Below are 16,718 nucleotides of genomic sequence, written 5' to 3'. Positions count from 1 at the left end.
CATACGCCGGGGGGCGACTCGTATCCGGAGCCACCTATGTCCGACATCCGCGACCGCGCCGTCCAGATCTATGACGCCTTCACCCATGAACACCGCAATCGGCGCACTTTGTTGCGTCAGATGGCGGTGCTCGCCGGATCGGTTGCCGCCGCCGAAACGCTGATCGCGGGGATCGCCGCCTCGCCCGCCGCCGCGGCGATGATCGACCCCACCGACCCGCGCTTGGTCACGCGAAAGGACGTCTATAATATCGGCCCAGGCCGGAACATGACCGGTTATTTCGCCGCGCCGCGCGATGCCAAGGGCGCGGGCTCGGTCGTCGTGGTGCACGAAAATCGCGGCCTGACCCCGCATATCGAGGATGTCGCGCGACGCGTCGCGCTCGCCGGTTACTTCGCCGTCGCGCCCGATTTCCTGTCCGATCAGGGCGGCACGCCGGCTGACGAGAATGCCGCGCGCGACCTGATCGGCAAGGCCAATTATGACGCGGTCATCGCCAATGCGATCGGTACGATCGCGCGGTTGAAGACGCGCGAGCATGGCAATGGCAAGGCCGGGATCATCGGCTTTTGCTGGGGCGGCGCACTGGTCGACCGCGTCGCGATCACCGCTGGCGACGCATTGTCGGCGGGCGTGTCCTATTACGGCCTGGCCCCCGCGCCGGAGGAAGCGGTCAAGGTTCAGGCGCCGCTGCTGCTCCATTATGCCGGCAAGGACACACGCGTCGCCGCCACCGGCGTACCCTGGACCGAAGCGCTCAAGGCCGCGGGCAAGCAAGTCACCGCCTATACCTATGAGGGCGTCGATCACGCCTTCAACAATGACACGTCGAAGGAACGCTATAACGAGGCGGCCGCCAAGCTCGCCTGGGATCGCACAGTGGCATTCTTCCACAGCCATCTTGACGGCTGACGCGCGAATGTTCCATATATGTTCCCAATGAAGCGGAGGAGAGTCCGATGAGCCTGGTCTTTTATACCAACCCGATGTCGCGCGGCCGGATCGCGCGCTGGATGCTCGAGGAAACCGGCGCCGATTATGAAACCGTCGTGCTCGATTTCGCCTCGACCATGAAGAGCGACGATTATCTCGCGATCAACCCGATGGGCAAGGTGCCAGCGATCGTCCATGACGGCCATGTCGTGACCGAAGGGGCGGCAATCTGCGCTTATCTCGCCGACGTGTTTCCGGATGCGGGTCTCGCCCCGCCGACCACCGATCGCGCCGATTATTATCGCTGGCTGTTCTTTGCCGCCGGGCCGACCGAACAAGCCATCACCAACCGGTCGCTTGGCGTCACCACCGATGAACGCCAGCAGATGACGGCGGGTTACGGCACTTACGACCTGATGGTCGATGTGCTTGAAAAGGCCGTGTCCGCGCATCCCTATATTGCCGGCGACAGCTTCACCGCCGCCGACGTCTATGTCGGATCGCAGGTCGCCTGGGGGTCGCAGTTCGGTACGCTGCCCAAGCGCGACGCGTTCGACGCCTATGTCGCGCGGCTCGTCTCGCGCGAAGCCTATCAGCGCGCCGGTGCCAAGGACGATGCATTGATGCCGGCGCCCGCTGCATGATCCCCGCTTGATGACCTGGGCCATCCTGCGCGGCCAGTCGAGATAGCTTGCCAAGCCGAGGGGCGGGCGGCAGGAACCGGACATCATGGTACGGGAACACCTGGATGCTCGCTAATCTGGAACGCTGGTTCGAAAACGGCCTGTTTGCGTCGCGCTGGCTGCTCGCGCCTTTTTATGTCGGACTGGTCGTCGCGGTGCTGATCCTGCTTGGCGTGTTCGCGCGCGAGCTGGTCTATTCCGTGCCTCATATGATGGGCCTGTCGGTCGAGGCGGCGATCCTCAAAGTGCTGTCGCTGCTCGACCTGGTACTCGCGGCGAACCTGGTGGTGATCGTGATCCTCGCGGGTTACGAGAATTTCGTGTCGAAGATCGACACCGCCGGTCATGAGGATCGTCCGGGCTGGATGGGCACGACGAGCTTCGCTGGCCTCAAGCTGAAACTCTACGCCTCGATCGTCGCGATCTCGGGCATTCAGCTGCTCAAGACCTTTATGGGCATCACCAGCAAGCCGGTCGATGGCGAATCGCTGATGTGGATGACGATCATCCACTTCGCCTTCGTCATCACCGCGGTATTGTCCGCGCTGACCGACTTCCTGTCTGCCCGCAGCAAGGGCGCGGTGGGGTAGGGTTGGACTATTACCGGGGTCATGCTGAACTTGTTTCAGCGTTCGAGCTCTGGCTTGCCCCCGGCAAGCCAAGACCATGTCCGGGGGACATAGTCTCGCTCGAACGCAGGCGCGGTCATCTGCCCCTCGGGTGTCGTCTCTTTGGCCACTGGCCGCGCCTGGATGCTGAAACAAGTTCAGCATGACGCAATGCTCGTGGCTACGGTTCGCGCTCGTCCCGAACCCGCCCCGGCAACGCCGCCATCACCGCATCGCGCCATTCGGCCGACCCGCTGGTCCAGCCGGCGATCTCGTCGATCGTCCGTGCGCATCCCGCGCACAGGCCGGTCACATCATCGATCTCGCAGATATTGATGCACGGACTTTCGATCCGAACCACGGGCATTGTTTCGAAAATGCCGCCCATATCGCTTAGTCGATGATGAGCTTGGCGCTCAGGAAGCTCGGCATCGGGCCGTTCCAGCCGTCATCGGGCCCATCATCGGGCTCGCGGCGGTTGTCGCGCGCCGGCCGTTCTTCACGAGCAGGCCGGGCTTCACGCGCCGGACGCTCTTCACGCGGCGCCCGTTCTTCGCGCGGGGGGCGTGCCTCGCGCGGCGCACGTGGCGTGCGGGCGGGGGCCTCATCCGCCGGCGCATCGGCCTCGACCGGCGCGACCTTGGGCGCACGGCCCTTCGCAGCCGGCTTGGCGCGCGATCGGCCGCGTGGCTTGCCTTCGCCGTCGTCATCGGCCGCGGCGATATCGGTCGCGCCTTCGTAACGGTCGATCTTCAGCCCGGTCAGCTTTTCTATATTCTGGATATTCTCGGCGTCTTCCGACGTCACCAGCGTGAAGGCGATGCCGGTCGCGCCCGCCCGGCCGGTGCGGCCGATGCGGTGGACATAATCATCCGGGTGCCACGGCGCGTCGAAATTGAAGACGTGGCTCACGCCCTTGATGTCGAGCCCGCGCGCGGCGACGTCGGACGCGACCAGGATGTTGACGTCGCCCGCCTTGAACCGGTCGAGTTCGGCGATGCGCTGTGACTGTTCCATGTCGCCATGGATCTCCGACGATCGGAAACCCTGGCGCTGCAGCGCCTTGTTGAGCTCACGCACCGTGGTCTTGCGGTTGGAAAAGATGATCGCGGTGCGCACATCCTCGGCACGCAGCAGCTCGGTCAGCTTCTCGCGCTTCTTGGACGACGTGACCGGCACGATCCATTGCTTGATGTTGATGTTCGCCGTGGCGGGCCGCGCGACCTCGATCGTCTTGGGATTATCGAGGAACTTGTCGGCCAGCTTCTTGATCGGCGGCGGCATCGTCGCGGAAAACAGCAATGTCTGGCGCTGCTTGGGCAGCTTGGTGCAGATTTCCTCGATATCGGGAATGAACCCCATGTCGAGCATGCGGTCGGCTTCGTCGATCACCAGCAGCGAACAGCCATTGAGCAGGATCTTGCCGCGCCCGAACAGGTCCATCAGTCGGCCCGGCGTGGCGATCAGCACGTCGACGCCCTTTTCCAGCGCCTTTTGCTGGTCGGTCATCGACACGCCACCGATCAGCAACGCCATCGAAAGCTTGTGATACTTGCCGTATTTCTCGAAATTCTCCGCGACCTGCGCGGCCAGTTCGCGCGTCGGCTCGAGGATCAGCGAGCGCGGCATGCGCGCGCGGCTGCGCCCCTCGCCCAGGATGTCGATCATCGGCAGGACAAAGGCGGCGGTCTTGCCCGTGCCGGTCTGCGCGATCGCGACGATATCGCGCATCATCAGGATGCTCGGGATCGCGCTCGCCTGAATCGGAGTCGGCTCAGTATAGCCGGACTCGTTCACGGCCTTGAGAAGTTCGTCGGAGAGGCCGAGATCGGCAAAAGTCATGCGGTATCCGGAAAAAATAAGGCTCGGGAAAAGCCACCGGCCAGCCATGTTGCGCTTGCGGATAAGAGCGCAAAAGTCAAGGTAAACGCGTCGGCACATACCCGATGCGGGGGCTAATCGAACTCAGCGCTTCGTTTCGAGCCGCTTGAACGATGAGATCGGACAGACCCGGCCGGAGCGCGAGCGAATGACGTCGCGGTCGGCGCACAGCATCCCGTCGGGCGTCGGCTTGATGTAAAAGCCGTTGTAGAAGTTGAGCGCGGGACAATCCTTGTCGAGCTTCGCGCGGATCATGCCGCCATCGGCCATCATCAGGTCGACACTGTCCTTGCGCGCCACGGCGGAGCCGGCGAGCCGTTGCATCGGCACGCATTTCGGCCCCTTCTTTTCGGCGATACGCCGCACATCCTGCTCGATCGGCACGCGCGGTTCCGGCGTCGGGCCGACCGGCGGGCGCGGGATGCGGATGATGATGCGCTGCCGGATCGTCAGCTGCGCCAGCACCACGCCATCGACGCGCCCTGGCCCTTCGGTCGGGGCGGGCGCGGCAAGCAACAGAATCAGGGTGGGAACGATCGGATTCGGCATTGCCACCAGCCGTAGCGCAAATGCTTGAACAGTCGATGAACTAGGTTGGGGCGCAGGGGGTGTTGGGGAGGTGTTGGTGTTGCCCCGGCTGCGAACGACCCCTAGTCGCCGTTGGCATCGACCATGAAGACCATGGTCTTGCCTCGCGACGCTGGATCCCATCCTGCCGATAACGCTGCCCGCACCCCTTTTGAGGCAATTGCGTCGTTGATGTGAGAGCGCCCTTTCGGCAATCCTTTCAGAAGCCGCTTCGGCGTCGGAAATTCCAGCACGGCCTCGCGCGGCATATCTTTCTGACGCAACGAGACCGTCATGCCCTTCCAGCCATCGGCAGAGGATTGTTGGGGCTCGCTCTGGAGTTCCCAGTCATATTTGAAACCGTCGATTTCGACAGTGCCGCCAGGGCCGCGCGAATGAAGCATGTCATGACTTAGCATGCCAACGGCGACACTTCACCCATCTCACTGGTGGCGCAGGGTCTTCTCGAATCCCTCGTTCGCCTTCGTCATCTTGGTCAGTTTCCTGAGATGCGTGCGAACATACCGTTCGAATCGTGTATCGTCATAGATACCCGTCGCCTGATATTCGTCCTGGCTGATAAGCTCCTTGAGGCGCGTCGCGAACGCAGTCTGGTCGTTTGTGCAAGCGGCGCCCTTCAGCGCCCGGCAAGCCCATTCCTCGGCAGCAGCCTTGTCATAGTCGTCCCGCGCTTCATAGCCGCGCCGGTCCGCCGCCGCCTGATCCAGCCGCGAGGCTTCTAAACGACGCTCAAGCCATTTGCGGACCAGTTCTCCATCCCACGGTTTTGACGGATTGCTCATCATATTTTCCCAGTCGATTCGCAGCAAAGGGCCGGCGTTACCGACTTACCAATGTGATGCCGCCGTTTGCATCGCGATAGGCTGAACGAAATCAAGCCAGCTCGATCGACATATGGCTCCCAAGCGTTCGAAACACGATCCCGTTGATCACCCCCTGTGATCGCCCCCTGTGATCGCCTACGCCTTGGTTCGATAGGGCTTGTCGGAGAGAATGAGACGATGCGATCGGCAACAAGGTTCGCACTGGCTTGTGCACTGACGATATTGGCCGCACCAGCGCAAGGCGGCATAGGGCCGACCGTTGTGATCGAGAGCGGAAAGCTCGAGGGCGCGATCGAACCGGGCGTATCGCCTGTTCGAATTTTCCGCGGCATTCCCTTCGCGGCTCCGCCTTTGGGCGACCTGCGCTGGCGGGAGCCGCAGCCCGCGCGATCATGGTCGGGCGTCCGACAGGCAACCGAATTCGGCGCGCGCTGCATGCAGCAGCCGCTTTACTCCGACATGATGTTCAGGTCGCCCGGGATCAGCGAGGATTGTCTGTACCTCAACGTGTGGACACCCGCGAAACTGGAGCGTCAGCCGAAACGGAAGCTGCCCGTGCTGGTCTATATCTACGGCGGCGGGTTCATGGCGGGCGATAGTTCGGAGAAGCGCTATGACGGCGCCGCGCTGGCAAGGCAGGGCATCGTCGTCGTCACCATGAACTATCGGCTCGGTATCTTCGGCTTCTTCTCCCATCCCGAGCTTAGCGCAGCCTCGCCGTATCATGCGTCGGGCAATTACGGCCTTCTCGATCAGGTTGCGGCGTTGAATTGGGTCAAGCGCAACATTGTCGCATTTGGTGGCGACGCCGACCGCATCACGATTGGCGGGGAGTCCGCGGGATCCATGGCGGTCAGCGCATTGATGGCCTCGCCTTTGTCGCGCGACGCAATCGCCGGAGCGATCGGTGAAAGCGGCGCGATGATGCAGAAATGGACACCGCCGGCGCGTGCCGATCTTGAGCAAAAGGCTCTCGCCTTCGCGCAAGGTCTCGGCGCCCCGACGACCGCCGCGCTTCGCGCCATGCCGGCGGACAAGCTCCTCGACGCGCAGGGCAAGGCTAATATGCCTTTCGACGCGGTGATCGACGGCTATTTCCTGACAGAACCGCCATCGCTGACCTTCTCGAGCGGGAAAGCCGCGCGCGTGCCGCTGCTGGTCGGTTCGAATTCGCAGGAGGCGCCGGGATCAGCGGTGTTCGGCGATGGTGCTCCTACCGTGGCAAGCTATCGCCTCGGGTTGACGCGCACGCTGAGCGACAAGGCAGAGGCCATTTTCGAGCTGTATCCAGCAAAAACCGACGCCGACGTGCTGCCAGCCGCCACGGCGGTCGCGAGCGATGACTTTCTCGCCTTGCCGACGTGGAAATGGTTCGATCTGCAGCGGCAGGCCGGCGCTCCGACCTATTATTATTATTATGCCCGCGTCCGCCCTCGTTTCGTGACGGACAAATCCGGCAACCCGTCTCCCTGGGGCGCTGTGCACAGCGCCGAGATCGAATACGCACTCGGCAATCTCGACACCAACCCACTCTACGCGTGGACGGATGACGACCGGAAGGTGTCGGCCACCATGAACGGCTACTTCGCCAACTTCATCAAGACGGGTGACCCCAATGGTGGGGCTTTGCCGGTTTGGCCGAAAGCGTCCCTCAATGCGGCCGGCATTCGTCGACAGATCATTGATGTCGATACTCGCAGCGTACCGTTTGCGGAGCAGCGCCGCTACGTCGGTGCCGATCCCCTTCTCTATATGCGTTGATCTGACTGTCGATCTGCAAAAGCGAACATAATGTCGTCCCGGCGTCGCTTTCCCGGCACGGGCGGTTCGGGCGTCGGGCGACCGGCGGGCGCGGAATGCGGATGATGATGCGCTGCCGGATCGTCAGCTACGCCAGCACCTCGCCATACTGACCCCGGACATGAAATGCTTGACGACTTTACCCTCAGCGCTGACTTTCCAGCCCGTCGCTTGTCATGTGCGGAGGTACGAAATGCATCGGAATGCCCAGCAAGCCAGGATTAGGATCCCGCATAGCTTGCTGGAAACCGCGCGGCTCAGCCCGGCCGCGGCGCTAACGCTCTGGCGAGAGAGCATCGGCGCACTCTACGATGTGCGCGCCTGCGCGGGTGAAGCTGCGCGCTTTCATTTTCGCGCCGAGGCCTATCATTTCGGCGAGATCGTGCTGACCGCCTATCGCAGCTCCGCGCAGACCTTCGACCGGTCCCGCGCGCGCATCGGGCGCGACGGGATCGATCACATCACTCTGCAATTCTGCTTGTCGGGACGGCACGGCCGACGCGATGGATGGGGTGGCCGCGACGCCGGGCCCGGCGATCTGCTCGTCGCCGATCTCGCCCAGCCTCAAGCGACCGAAACGAGCGACTTCGACAGCCTCAATCTCACCGTACCACGGCGCTTGCTGGCGCCGTTGCTCGACGCGCCCGACGAACAGAATCTGCGCCGCGTGTCAGGCACCGGCCCGCTGCCGGCGCTGCTCCGCAACCATCTGATCGGCTTGTTTCAATCGGCCCCGTTGATGAGCGGGCGGGAGGCAGAGGCGGTCGTGCGCCCGACTCTCGCGCTCGCGGCGGCGGTGCTCAATTCGGAAACCCCGTTGGAACATGCGGCTGGTCTCGATCCGATCCTGACCGCACAGATTCGCCGTTTCCTCAGCGAAGAGGCGGCCAGCGCGGTCCTAACCGCCGAGCAGGTCGCGGCGCACTTCGGCATATCGCAGCGCAAGCTGAGTTATCTCATGGAGCCGCATGGCGGCTTCGCTTCCTGCTTGCGCGAGCATCGCCTGCATCTTGCTTATACCATGCTGCGCAATCCCGCACAGCGTGGCACAGCGATCGCCGATGTAGCCCAGAGCTGCGGCTTCGCCTGGCGCACCAATTTCGCGCGCACCTTTCGGCGCCGCTACGGCATGACTCCACAGGAAACTCGCGCGCTTGCCGCCCGACGCCTGCCGGCCTTTCAGGGCGATGTATCCGGCCAGAACATGTGGGAATGGATTCAAATGCTTCGCTAACCGGTGAGCCCAGCGCTGGCCGCAACGATACAGATGGTGCGCCTGGGGATACATCTCGCACGCCATGCGCCACTATTGCTTGTCTCGGCCCGACCGACAGCCATGACGGACGACGGTCCGCATCTCCGTACGCGGTCGACACTGGGCAATGGAGACCAAGCAACATGGCTGACCATTTTGCCGATCGCCTCAACTTCGGGCTGAAGGCTCTGTCGATGAGCCGCGGGCGCCTCGCATCGGAACTCGGGGTCGACAAGTCGCTGGTCGGCCGCTGGGCGTCGGGCAGCGTTCGCCCCTCGGCTTATAATTTGGAGCGACTGACTCATTTCCTGGCGAAAAAACGTCCCGGACTGACGCTGCTCGACTGGGAACGCGACATGGTCGATTTCGCGGCGCTGTTCGGCGAGGAAATCACCGAGCCGGGCGCAGAGGTGCCCAGCACCACGCTGTCGGGCCAATTGCTCGATCTTGTGCGCAACTCGATCGATTCCCGGGCCGAAGCCTATGAAGGATTCTGGCGTACGACGCATGCCTCGGTGTTCGAACCCGGCCGCTTCTGCCAGCAGCACGGTATCATTCGCCAGGAGGGCAGTGGCGGATTGCGCTTCGAGCTGGGCGCCGACGATATCCGCTATGGTGGCTCGATGTTTCCGGTCGAAGGCCAGGTGTTCGCTATCGCCAGCGACAGCGTACGCCACGTACCATCCTTTCTGATCCTGAACGTCGTTGCGATGCCCAGGATCGCGCTGCTCGACGGCCTGTTGATCGCCGCGAGCAGCTCGCTCCGGATCCCGTCCGCCTATTCGATCATTTTCGAACGGATCGGCGACCTCTCCGGCAACCGCGAAGCCGACGACGCTCATGTCGCGACCCTGATGGCCCAACCGGAGTTCGTCGATGACGATTGCGTGCCGGCCATCGTCCGGGATCACCTGCTCCGCGACTTTGGCCCGAAGGCGGCCGAGCAGGGCGGGGAGATGATGCTCAGCTCTCCGCTGACGCCGCGTCTGGCGCAGATCATCTCGCTGATGAGCCGGCCGGCGTGAATCCCGATATCGCCCCCCCCGAGCGGTGACAGAATACCGCCCGGAGGCCGGTCAGACTCAAACTGCCTGACCGCCGCGAGCCTGGGCATCAAAATATGACTTCGAATGGCGCCTATTAGGGCCTGCCGGGTTGAATCAGACGGCCGAAACGGGGCGCGAAGCGACACTGCAACTCGCACCCCGGCTTGAGCCATTCGGCGCTAAAGGTCTGCGGGCGGCAACGGCCCGCAAAGTCAGCCCGCAGGACAATTGTCCAACCGCATCAACCATGTCTAAGGAACCGCACGACCCTTCCCGCAAAGCGCACCGCGCGCTCCATGACATTTGTGCCGTAATGTCCATTATTCGAGCCTGACCATGTCCGATCGCCTCAAGATTCTGCTTCAACATCTGTTGCCCAAGCAGCACCTGACCAGCCTCGCTGGCCGGGTCGCGGGGGCGCAGGGAAGCGCGATAACCCTCCCACTGATCCGCTGGTTCGTTCGCAAATACCGCGTCGATATGAACGAAGCCGCCAATCCCGACATCGCCAGCTACAACAGCTTCAATGATTTCTTCACCCGCCCGCTCAGGGTCGGCGCCCGGCCTCCGGCCACGGCCGATTTCATCTGCCCGGTGGATGGCGCGATCAGCCAGTTCGGTGCGATTGACGACGATCGCATGGTGCAGGCCAAGGGCCATCGCTTTACCACCACCGACCTGATCGGCGGCGACACCGCGCTCTCGGGCCTGTTTCGCCACGGCAGCTTTGCCAATCTGTATTTGTCGCCCCGGGATTATCACCGCCTGCACATGCCCTGCGACGGCAAGCTCAGCCGCATGATCTACGTGCCGGGCGCGCTGTTCTCGGTGAATCCGACCACGGCGCGCGGCGTGCCGAACCTGTTCGCGCGCAACGAGCGCGTGGTGTGCCTATTCGAATCGCCCGAATATGGTCCGTTCGTGATGGTGCTGGTCGGCGCGACCATCGTCGGCAGCATGGCGACCGTCTGGCACGGCGTGGTCAATCCGAAACGCACCGGCAAGATTTCCGAATGGAGCTATGCCGATCAGGATATCGTGCTGAAAAAGGGCGAGGAAATGGGCCGCTTCCTGCTCGGCTCGACGATCGTGATGCTGTTCAGGCCGAACACTATCGCCTTCAACCGGGATTGGGCACCCGAACGGCCGGTACGCCTCGGCGAAATGATGGGCAATAGCCTGGGCTGAGCGTCTGCCGGGATAGCGCACGTCCGACGAACATGGCAGACCGCTACCGCTCGCCCGCCGGATTCTGGGATTTCCGCCCCGCGTCAGGCGCGAACGGATCCCTGGGGATCAGGCCCGAACGCTCTTTCTCTCGTGGACCCGTCACAGGCCTTGCCTTGTAGATCTCGACACAGCGCCGCAGCTCGGCAACCGCCGCACCACTTCCTTCCAGGTTCAGCTGCTCGACCGGCACATCGCCGCGATAGATATGGAGCGCCTTGGATGTGGCGAAATAGGAGAGAAATTTCGTCTCGAAGGTCGTGACGAAGCCCTTTTTCTCTTCCGATACCATGCCGACGACCGGGTGGTCGGAATAACCGCCATTCGACAACCGAAAGCTCAGGTTGAGCCGGTCCTTTGCCTTGATCGACCAATTGTCGTTCAGAACCGAGAGATGGTTGCTGCCATCGATATCAACACCGAGAAGCAGGGTCGTTTCCCCGGCTCCGTCGTATGTCTTGGTCAGGAAGCAGCCTTTTTTGTCCTTGCTTGCCGCCACCGTCCAGCCGCTGACATTCTGCATGGCATATATCTGGGCGGACGCAGTGGCGCTGGCGAACAATCCGGCGAACAAAGCGAACGGAATGACTATCGAGCGGACGGTCGACCGAAACCGGGGATGGACGAGTTCACGCATTCGACACCTGATCTCCACGGCGAGTCTACCGGCCAGCGGCCATTGGCCACGAACGCACCGCGATGATGGACGCTCCGCAGCCGATTGGACGAATGACCGCTTCAGGTCGAGTCGGCAACTGAGCTGAACGACGCAAGGCGGCGGATCTGGAATTCTCAATGTGCCATTTCGTTAGCACTCCATCGCTAAGATGGCGGAATCGTCCATGATTTCGGGACTGCAGGATTTATGCTCTTGCCTTTCACCAGCGCGGAGTCTCGATTGGCAAAGTTGCGGCCGCTCGACAATCGGCAGGCTGCGGAAAAAGCACTCGCCCGGCCGAACAATGCTCCATGCATATTTGAGAGAGGCTTCAGCCTCTATTTTGGCGATCCGGTCGATCGGCATCCTGACGGCATCTGCACCAAGGACGTAATCGAAAGGATCAGCGTCGAGCATCCGTTCCCGAGCCGGCACAAATTCTACGGCTTTCATATCGGAATGGCATTCGCAGCAGCGGCAAAGCAAATCTCGTCATTGGGTCTGCGATGCGATTCAACCAATGCAAAACAAAGCTGCTATTCTGGAATGACGCCGGATAGTTTCAATATAGCCCTTCATTTTGTCGCAGGCGATGAGAACGCATCCGTTGATGAAACGCGAATTGCGCACATAACGTTATCGCGCGTCTACCCTGAAGGTTTCCTGGAAAGGCGAACCGCCCTGCATCAACGCCTTACCGATGAGATACAAAGCAGGACGGACAGGGCCAACGCCTGGAAGCTGATTACGGATGATGACGATGCTATGCTTATGGATTGGGCAAGCCATAGCAAGCCGTGGGACGACTATTCTGAAAGCGAATTCGTAAAATTCGCCAATTGGCTGAAGTCTGCCGGTCCCGACGAGCGCCATATGGCTGCATTTCTATGCAATTGGGATTACGGTTTGGCTCCCCTGATCTGGATCGTTCGACAGGATGACTGCGATATCGCGACCGCGCTTTATGTATTCTTCGGGTGTGACCCTGCCTATCACCTTGAATTTGAAGGCGATCGGAGCCGGGTAAGTCATTCGATCGAGGCTTTTGACTTGATGATGGAGGCCAAGGATCGCATGGAAAATGGCTTCTACGAGCGATCGGAAATTTATTTCGATACGCAAAATGATATGAGAATCATCGCGAAATATAAGCCAACCCAACGGCAATTGGATGCCGTCCTGCCCAAAAATATAAAGCCGGTTTATGAAGGCAGGAGGATAGATCGGGAAAACAGATTTGGAGGATTGCGGTCGCCCTCATTTGTAATTGACTAGCCGGCAGCCCGAAACGTGGACGGACACACGCGGCTTGTTTGATGCGGAGTCAGTATCCGAGCTGCGCGCAGAGCTTGGCGACACGTGGAAGTCGAGCGTCCTTAACGCCGTCCGCCAGCCAACGCCGCGCCTTTGCGCAGTTCGCCTGGGTTTTCGGGTTTGCGGAACTGGTCCGGGAACGCGACCGCCCAGCCTCAGGCAATCCCTCACGCGCGGCTTCCTCCATGGCGCTGCCCATGGCTTCGGTCTGCATGAGGCCGCCCCAATCCACGCCGTCCTGAGGCTGTGCAGTGGCGGACATTCCCAATGCACCGACAAGCGCGACACACTTCCACGGAGTCATGAGCGTCCTTCCTGCCGTTTCGAACTGCGGACGGGATTCCAACGGCCTGGCTCTTGTGGTCGACTTCTCTTGCGACGGACCGTTCGTGAAAGGCGATTATTGAGTCCTCTCATGGGCGAGAGAGCCCTCCTTCTTCGGCGGCTTTCGGGCGGCGGGCAAACGCTCCCGAGCCCGTGCTGATCGCCGGGTGCTGGTTCAACAACATCGGAACATTAGCGGTTTGTGAAATAAAATGCGGGTAGGCGGGGCGCAGGAGGTCATGGTGATGATCTGGCTTGTAAAGATATGCGTCGCCTGGCTGCTCGCGATCGGCGGCATGACGGTCATTGGTGGCCTACCACGCGGGCGCAGCGCCTCGCAGCCATCATGGGACGGCTTTTTTGGGATCGCGCTTGTGATGGGTCTGCCCATGCTGCTGTTTGCGTTGGTGATCGCCCTGCCGCTCTCGCTGCTGATTACCCGCAGCATGTCACCATTTGCGGGAGCGATTCTCTACCCAGTCCTGATTTCCGGTGCGGCCTGGCTGACCGGTGCATCCCTCCCAAGCGGATGGAAGGGAGTGCAACAGGCAATGAGCCTGTTCGCCTTCATCATGGGAGTGAGCTGGAGTCTTCTGAGCCTTTTGGTGTGGCCTTCATCCGCCTCCATTTGAGGCTTTTCGAAGGGCAACCAACCATCTGTTGCGCGGCGCGGCGCGATCGACATTCGTCCTTTTCGAAAGCACATGGCTGGAGCGATGCATGACGTTTTCCACACCTAGGCTTTGGCTGCGGAAACTCGCCGGTCTCGGCGTCACTCTGTTTGTGGTTACCTATTTTCTCGTGGGCAACCGTCTCCTTCGCAATCGGCACATCCGATACGAACTGACCATCGCGATCCAAACGCCGGAAGGGGTCCGACGCGGATCTTCGATCATTCAGGCGACGATCGAACGATCGGTTCCATTCTGGGGCGACAACGGTATCCATCACACGGTCACGGGTAATGCACCCATGGTCGAGCTGCCGGACGGGCGGCTCGTTTTCGCCTTGCTTGGCGGTTCCGGCAACGTCTCGCTGCCTGAACTTGCCGCTCAGGATACGAACGTCATACCCTTCATCTCGGATTGGAAACGCCGCAAGTCCACCAACCAGATCTGGTCACGGCTGAAGGCGAAGCGCCCTCATATCAATGTCGATGCGGCAACCATGCGTCGCCGGGAGACGCCGTCTGCGGGTTCGCGTTATCCCACGATCGTCGTCCTCGACCCGGCCAACGCAAAACCGATACGACGCATTGAGCTGGCAAATTGCGAGGAAATGCTCGGACCCGGGTTCAGCGTGACGGGGCTTGAACTCAGGTTCGTCGACACGCCGCCGGATACGGCGTTCGATCCCCCTTGGCTGCGGACAGTGTCGCAAGCGCTTGACGACCTCAGATCGTCCGACCTTCCGCGTCTTGATGTGGATCTCGCAAACTTGGTCGCGCGTCGGGCGGGATGAAAACATAAGATTACGCCACCCTTCGCGAATGCATGAGGCCCGGCAGCTTTCGGGACTGCCCTGCGCAGCCATCCGGCAAGATTCAAATCACGCGTCCATCGTGTCTTATTCAGGCGTCCCGAATAAAGCCCGAGAGACAAACCTCTTTAAATCGCCTCATCCGAAAACGAGCCGACCGTGAACATTGCCCACGAGATTTCCCGATATTCCCGTAAGCGCACCGCGAAATTCCCATGCCGCTGCCTCGGAATTCCCGTAAGATTTCCCGTAAATTCCCGTGGAACGCCCGAAAATGCATCTTCCCGTATCGGTTCCCATAGCTACGGGATTTTGGGACGTTCACGCCATGCCCCGGCCACGCCACGGCGCCGGCTGAACTGACCCACCGATTCAACGCCATCGGTTTGGCGGTTAGCACCACTCCCAACGGCATTTCATCGCCGGCCGATCCGCTCTTTGACATGACGAGAAACAGTCACGATCCCGTATTGCGGGAACAGGGCGAACCGCCGGGCGAGGCCGCCTTGGCGCGGCGCTGCATGGATCCGCAACGCCACCCGTAGACGCGCCGCTCCACACCCGCCCAAACACCGGGTTTGGCTCATATCCCCGCACGTGATAGCGCGCTTTGCCATGACGCCCGCACAATCCCGGCTGATCGACGCCGTCCGCACCGCGCTTGGCCCCAAGGCGGTATTGACCGATCCGGCCGATATCGAACCCTGGCTGCACGACTGGCGCGGCCGCTATCACGGTACCACGCCCGCGATCCTCGCGCCCGACAGCCGTGACGGCGTGGCGGCGATCGTCGCGCTCGCCAGTGACCATGGCGTCGCAATCGTGCCGCAGGGCGGCAATACCGGGATGGTCGGCGGGGCGACGCCGCCGGCGGACGGCAGCGCGCTGATCCTGTCGCTGCGCCGCCTCAACCATATCCGAAGCCTGTCGCCGGCCGATAATCTGGTGATCGCCGAGGCGGGGGTGATCCTCGCCGATCTCCATGCCGCGGCGCTGGCACAGGGGCGGCGTTTCCCGCTGACGCTCGGTGCCCGTGGCAGTGCGACGATCGGCGGGCTGGTCTCGACCAATGCCGGCGGGACTCAGGTGCTGCGTTTCGGCACGATGCGCGCGCTGGTCGCCGGGGTCGAGGCGGTGCTGCCCGACGGATCGATCCATGACGGGCTCGCCGCGCTCAAAAAGGACAATCGCGGCTATGATCTCGATCAGCTGCTGATCGGGGCGGAGGGGACGCTTGGCGTGATCACCGCCGCCACGCTGCGCCTCGTGCCGGCAATCGCCGCCCGCGCGGTCGCCTGGGTCGGCGTGGCCAGCCCGGAAGTGGCGCTCAACCTGTTGCGCCGGCTCGAGGCCGCGACGCAGGCGGTGGAGAGCTTCGAGATCATTCCCGCGGATTCGCTCAACCTGGTGCTGCACCATATTCCCGGCACTCGCGCACCGCTCGATGGAAACCATCCCTGGCACGTCCTGATCGAGGCGGTCGCGACCGACCAGGCCGCCGAGCCGCCCGCCGCGTTGCTTGAACGCCTGCTCGCGCCGGCACTTGCCGACGGCCTTGCCGCCGATGCGGTGATCGCCGCGAGCGAGGCGCAGGCCGAGGCGTTCTGGCGGCTGCGCGATTCGATCTCCGAAGCCGAACGCGGCGCCGGCCCCGCCGTGCAGCACGACATCTCGGTGCCGGTCGCGACCATGCCGCGCTTTATGATCGAGGCGGCGGCGGCGAGCGAGGCGGCATTCCCCGGCACGCATGCCAGCGCCTTTGGTCATCTCGGCGACGGCAATGTCCATTTCCATGTCCGCGCGCCGATCGGCATCGACCCGGCGCGCTGGTATGCGGAGGACGCACCGCGCGTGACGCGCTTCGTCAACGATCTGGTCGTCGCCAGTGGCGGGTCGATCTCGGCCGAACATGGCATCGGCCAGATGAAGCTGGGGGAGCTCGAACGCCTGTCTTCACCCGCGCGGATGGCGACGCTGCGCGCGATCAAACGCGCGCTCGATCCGCACGGGTTGTTCAACCCCGGAAAGCTCGTGACGCTTGCGCCCACGCCCGCCACACCATAGAGCCACGAGCCATTCGTTTCATGCGCCCCAGAGT

Annotated in this window: 17 protein-coding genes; 11 read left to right on the top strand and 6 right to left on the bottom strand. The window is 62.2% G+C overall.

The window, feature by feature from the left end:
* The first annotated feature begins 36 nt into the window (after window positions 1-36).
* The 3 genes from G4G27_RS13970 to G4G27_RS13960 all read left to right on the top strand — a co-directional run bounded on the left by G4G27_RS13970 (window position 37) and on the right by G4G27_RS13960 (window position 2,206).
* Window positions 37-912: a dienelactone hydrolase family protein gene (locus G4G27_RS13970; protein WP_183109223.1), complete on the top strand. Its 876-nt coding sequence runs from the start codon at window positions 37-39 to the stop codon at window positions 910-912.
* A gap of 47 nt (window positions 913-959) precedes the next feature.
* Window positions 960-1,577 (top strand): glutathione S-transferase family protein, encoded by a 618-nt coding sequence (locus tag G4G27_RS13965; RefSeq protein ID WP_183109222.1) that lies wholly within the window; start codon window positions 960-962, stop codon window positions 1,575-1,577.
* A gap of 104 nt (window positions 1,578-1,681) precedes the next feature.
* Window positions 1,682-2,206: a TIGR00645 family protein gene (locus tag G4G27_RS13960; RefSeq protein ID WP_183109221.1), complete on the top strand. Its 525-nt coding sequence runs from the start codon at window positions 1,682-1,684 to the stop codon at window positions 2,204-2,206.
* 199 nt (window positions 2,207-2,405) lie between these two features.
* Here the strand turns inward: G4G27_RS13960 and G4G27_RS13955 are convergent, their stop codons facing one another.
* From G4G27_RS13955 to G4G27_RS13935, 5 genes are all read right to left on the bottom strand, one after another.
* Window positions 2,406-2,591: a DUF1289 domain-containing protein gene (locus G4G27_RS13955; RefSeq protein WP_183113797.1), complete on the bottom strand. Its 186-nt coding sequence runs from the start codon at window positions 2,589-2,591 to the stop codon at window positions 2,406-2,408.
* Window positions 2,592-2,617: 26 nt separating this feature from the next.
* Window positions 2,618-4,066 carry a DEAD/DEAH box helicase gene (locus tag G4G27_RS13950; RefSeq protein WP_183109220.1) on the bottom strand — a complete coding sequence of 483 codons (1,449 nt, stop codon included), beginning with the start codon at window positions 4,064-4,066 and terminating at the stop codon, window positions 2,618-2,620.
* A gap of 123 nt (window positions 4,067-4,189) precedes the next feature.
* Complete coding sequence (locus G4G27_RS13945; RefSeq protein ID WP_244624335.1) at window positions 4,190-4,654, bottom strand: hypothetical protein; 465 nt, start codon at window positions 4,652-4,654, stop codon at window positions 4,190-4,192.
* 101 nt (window positions 4,655-4,755) lie between these two features.
* The gene (locus tag G4G27_RS13940; RefSeq protein WP_183109219.1) at window positions 4,756-5,076 is read right to left on the bottom strand and encodes a hypothetical protein; all 321 of its coding nucleotides are present in this window, start codon (window positions 5,074-5,076) and stop codon (window positions 4,756-4,758) included.
* A gap of 39 nt (window positions 5,077-5,115) precedes the next feature.
* Window positions 5,116-5,475: a hypothetical protein gene (locus G4G27_RS13935; RefSeq protein ID WP_183109218.1), complete on the bottom strand. Its 360-nt coding sequence runs from the start codon at window positions 5,473-5,475 to the stop codon at window positions 5,116-5,118.
* 219 nt (window positions 5,476-5,694) lie between these two features.
* On the opposite strand from G4G27_RS13935, the gene G4G27_RS13930 reads away from it, so the two are divergent.
* The 4 genes from G4G27_RS13930 to asd all read left to right on the top strand — a co-directional run bounded on the left by G4G27_RS13930 (window position 5,695) and on the right by asd (window position 10,806).
* Window positions 5,695-7,278, top strand: coding sequence for a carboxylesterase/lipase family protein (locus G4G27_RS13930; RefSeq protein WP_183109217.1), 1,584 nt, complete (start codon window positions 5,695-5,697; stop codon window positions 7,276-7,278).
* Between the two features lie 277 nt (window positions 7,279-7,555).
* Window positions 7,556-8,551, top strand: a complete 996-nt coding sequence (locus G4G27_RS13925; protein WP_183109216.1) for a helix-turn-helix domain-containing protein — start codon at window positions 7,556-7,558, stop codon at window positions 8,549-8,551.
* A gap of 164 nt (window positions 8,552-8,715) precedes the next feature.
* Window positions 8,716-9,597 (top strand): helix-turn-helix transcriptional regulator, encoded by an 882-nt coding sequence (locus G4G27_RS13920; RefSeq protein WP_183109215.1) that lies wholly within the window; start codon window positions 8,716-8,718, stop codon window positions 9,595-9,597.
* A gap of 357 nt (window positions 9,598-9,954) precedes the next feature.
* A complete protein-coding gene (asd, locus tag G4G27_RS13915; protein WP_183109214.1) occupies window positions 9,955-10,806 on the top strand; it encodes an archaetidylserine decarboxylase in 852 nt (283 codons plus the stop codon).
* A 43-nt stretch (window positions 10,807-10,849) separates the two neighbouring features.
* On the opposite strand, the gene G4G27_RS13910 is transcribed toward asd, so the two are convergent.
* A complete protein-coding gene (locus G4G27_RS13910; protein ID WP_183109213.1) occupies window positions 10,850-11,482 on the bottom strand; it encodes a hypothetical protein in 633 nt (210 codons plus the stop codon).
* 234 nt (window positions 11,483-11,716) lie between these two features.
* Between G4G27_RS13910 and G4G27_RS13905 the strand changes: the two genes are divergently transcribed.
* The 4 genes from G4G27_RS13905 to G4G27_RS13890 all read left to right on the top strand — a co-directional run bounded on the left by G4G27_RS13905 (window position 11,717) and on the right by G4G27_RS13890 (window position 16,684).
* Window positions 11,717-12,778, top strand: a complete 1,062-nt coding sequence (locus G4G27_RS13905; RefSeq protein ID WP_183109212.1) for a DUF4274 domain-containing protein — start codon at window positions 11,717-11,719, stop codon at window positions 12,776-12,778.
* Between the two features lie 608 nt (window positions 12,779-13,386).
* The gene (locus G4G27_RS13900; RefSeq protein WP_183109211.1) at window positions 13,387-13,773 is read left to right on the top strand and encodes a hypothetical protein; all 387 of its coding nucleotides are present in this window, start codon (window positions 13,387-13,389) and stop codon (window positions 13,771-13,773) included.
* Window positions 13,774-13,861: 88 nt separating this feature from the next.
* On the top strand, window positions 13,862-14,602 hold the full coding sequence (locus tag G4G27_RS13895; RefSeq protein WP_183109210.1) for a hypothetical protein: 741 nt from the start codon (window positions 13,862-13,864) through the stop codon (window positions 14,600-14,602).
* A 633-nt stretch (window positions 14,603-15,235) separates the two neighbouring features.
* A complete protein-coding gene (locus G4G27_RS13890) occupies window positions 15,236-16,684 on the top strand; it encodes an FAD-binding oxidoreductase (protein ID WP_183109209.1) in 1,449 nt (482 codons plus the stop codon).
* The last annotated feature ends 34 nt before the right edge of the window (window positions 16,685-16,718 follow it).

This window comes from Sphingomonas sp. So64.6b, assembly GCF_014171475.1.
GTDB lineage: Bacteria > Pseudomonadota > Alphaproteobacteria > Sphingomonadales > Sphingomonadaceae > Sphingomonas > Sphingomonas alpina_A.
This window is presented reverse-complemented; position numbering and strand designations above follow the sequence as displayed.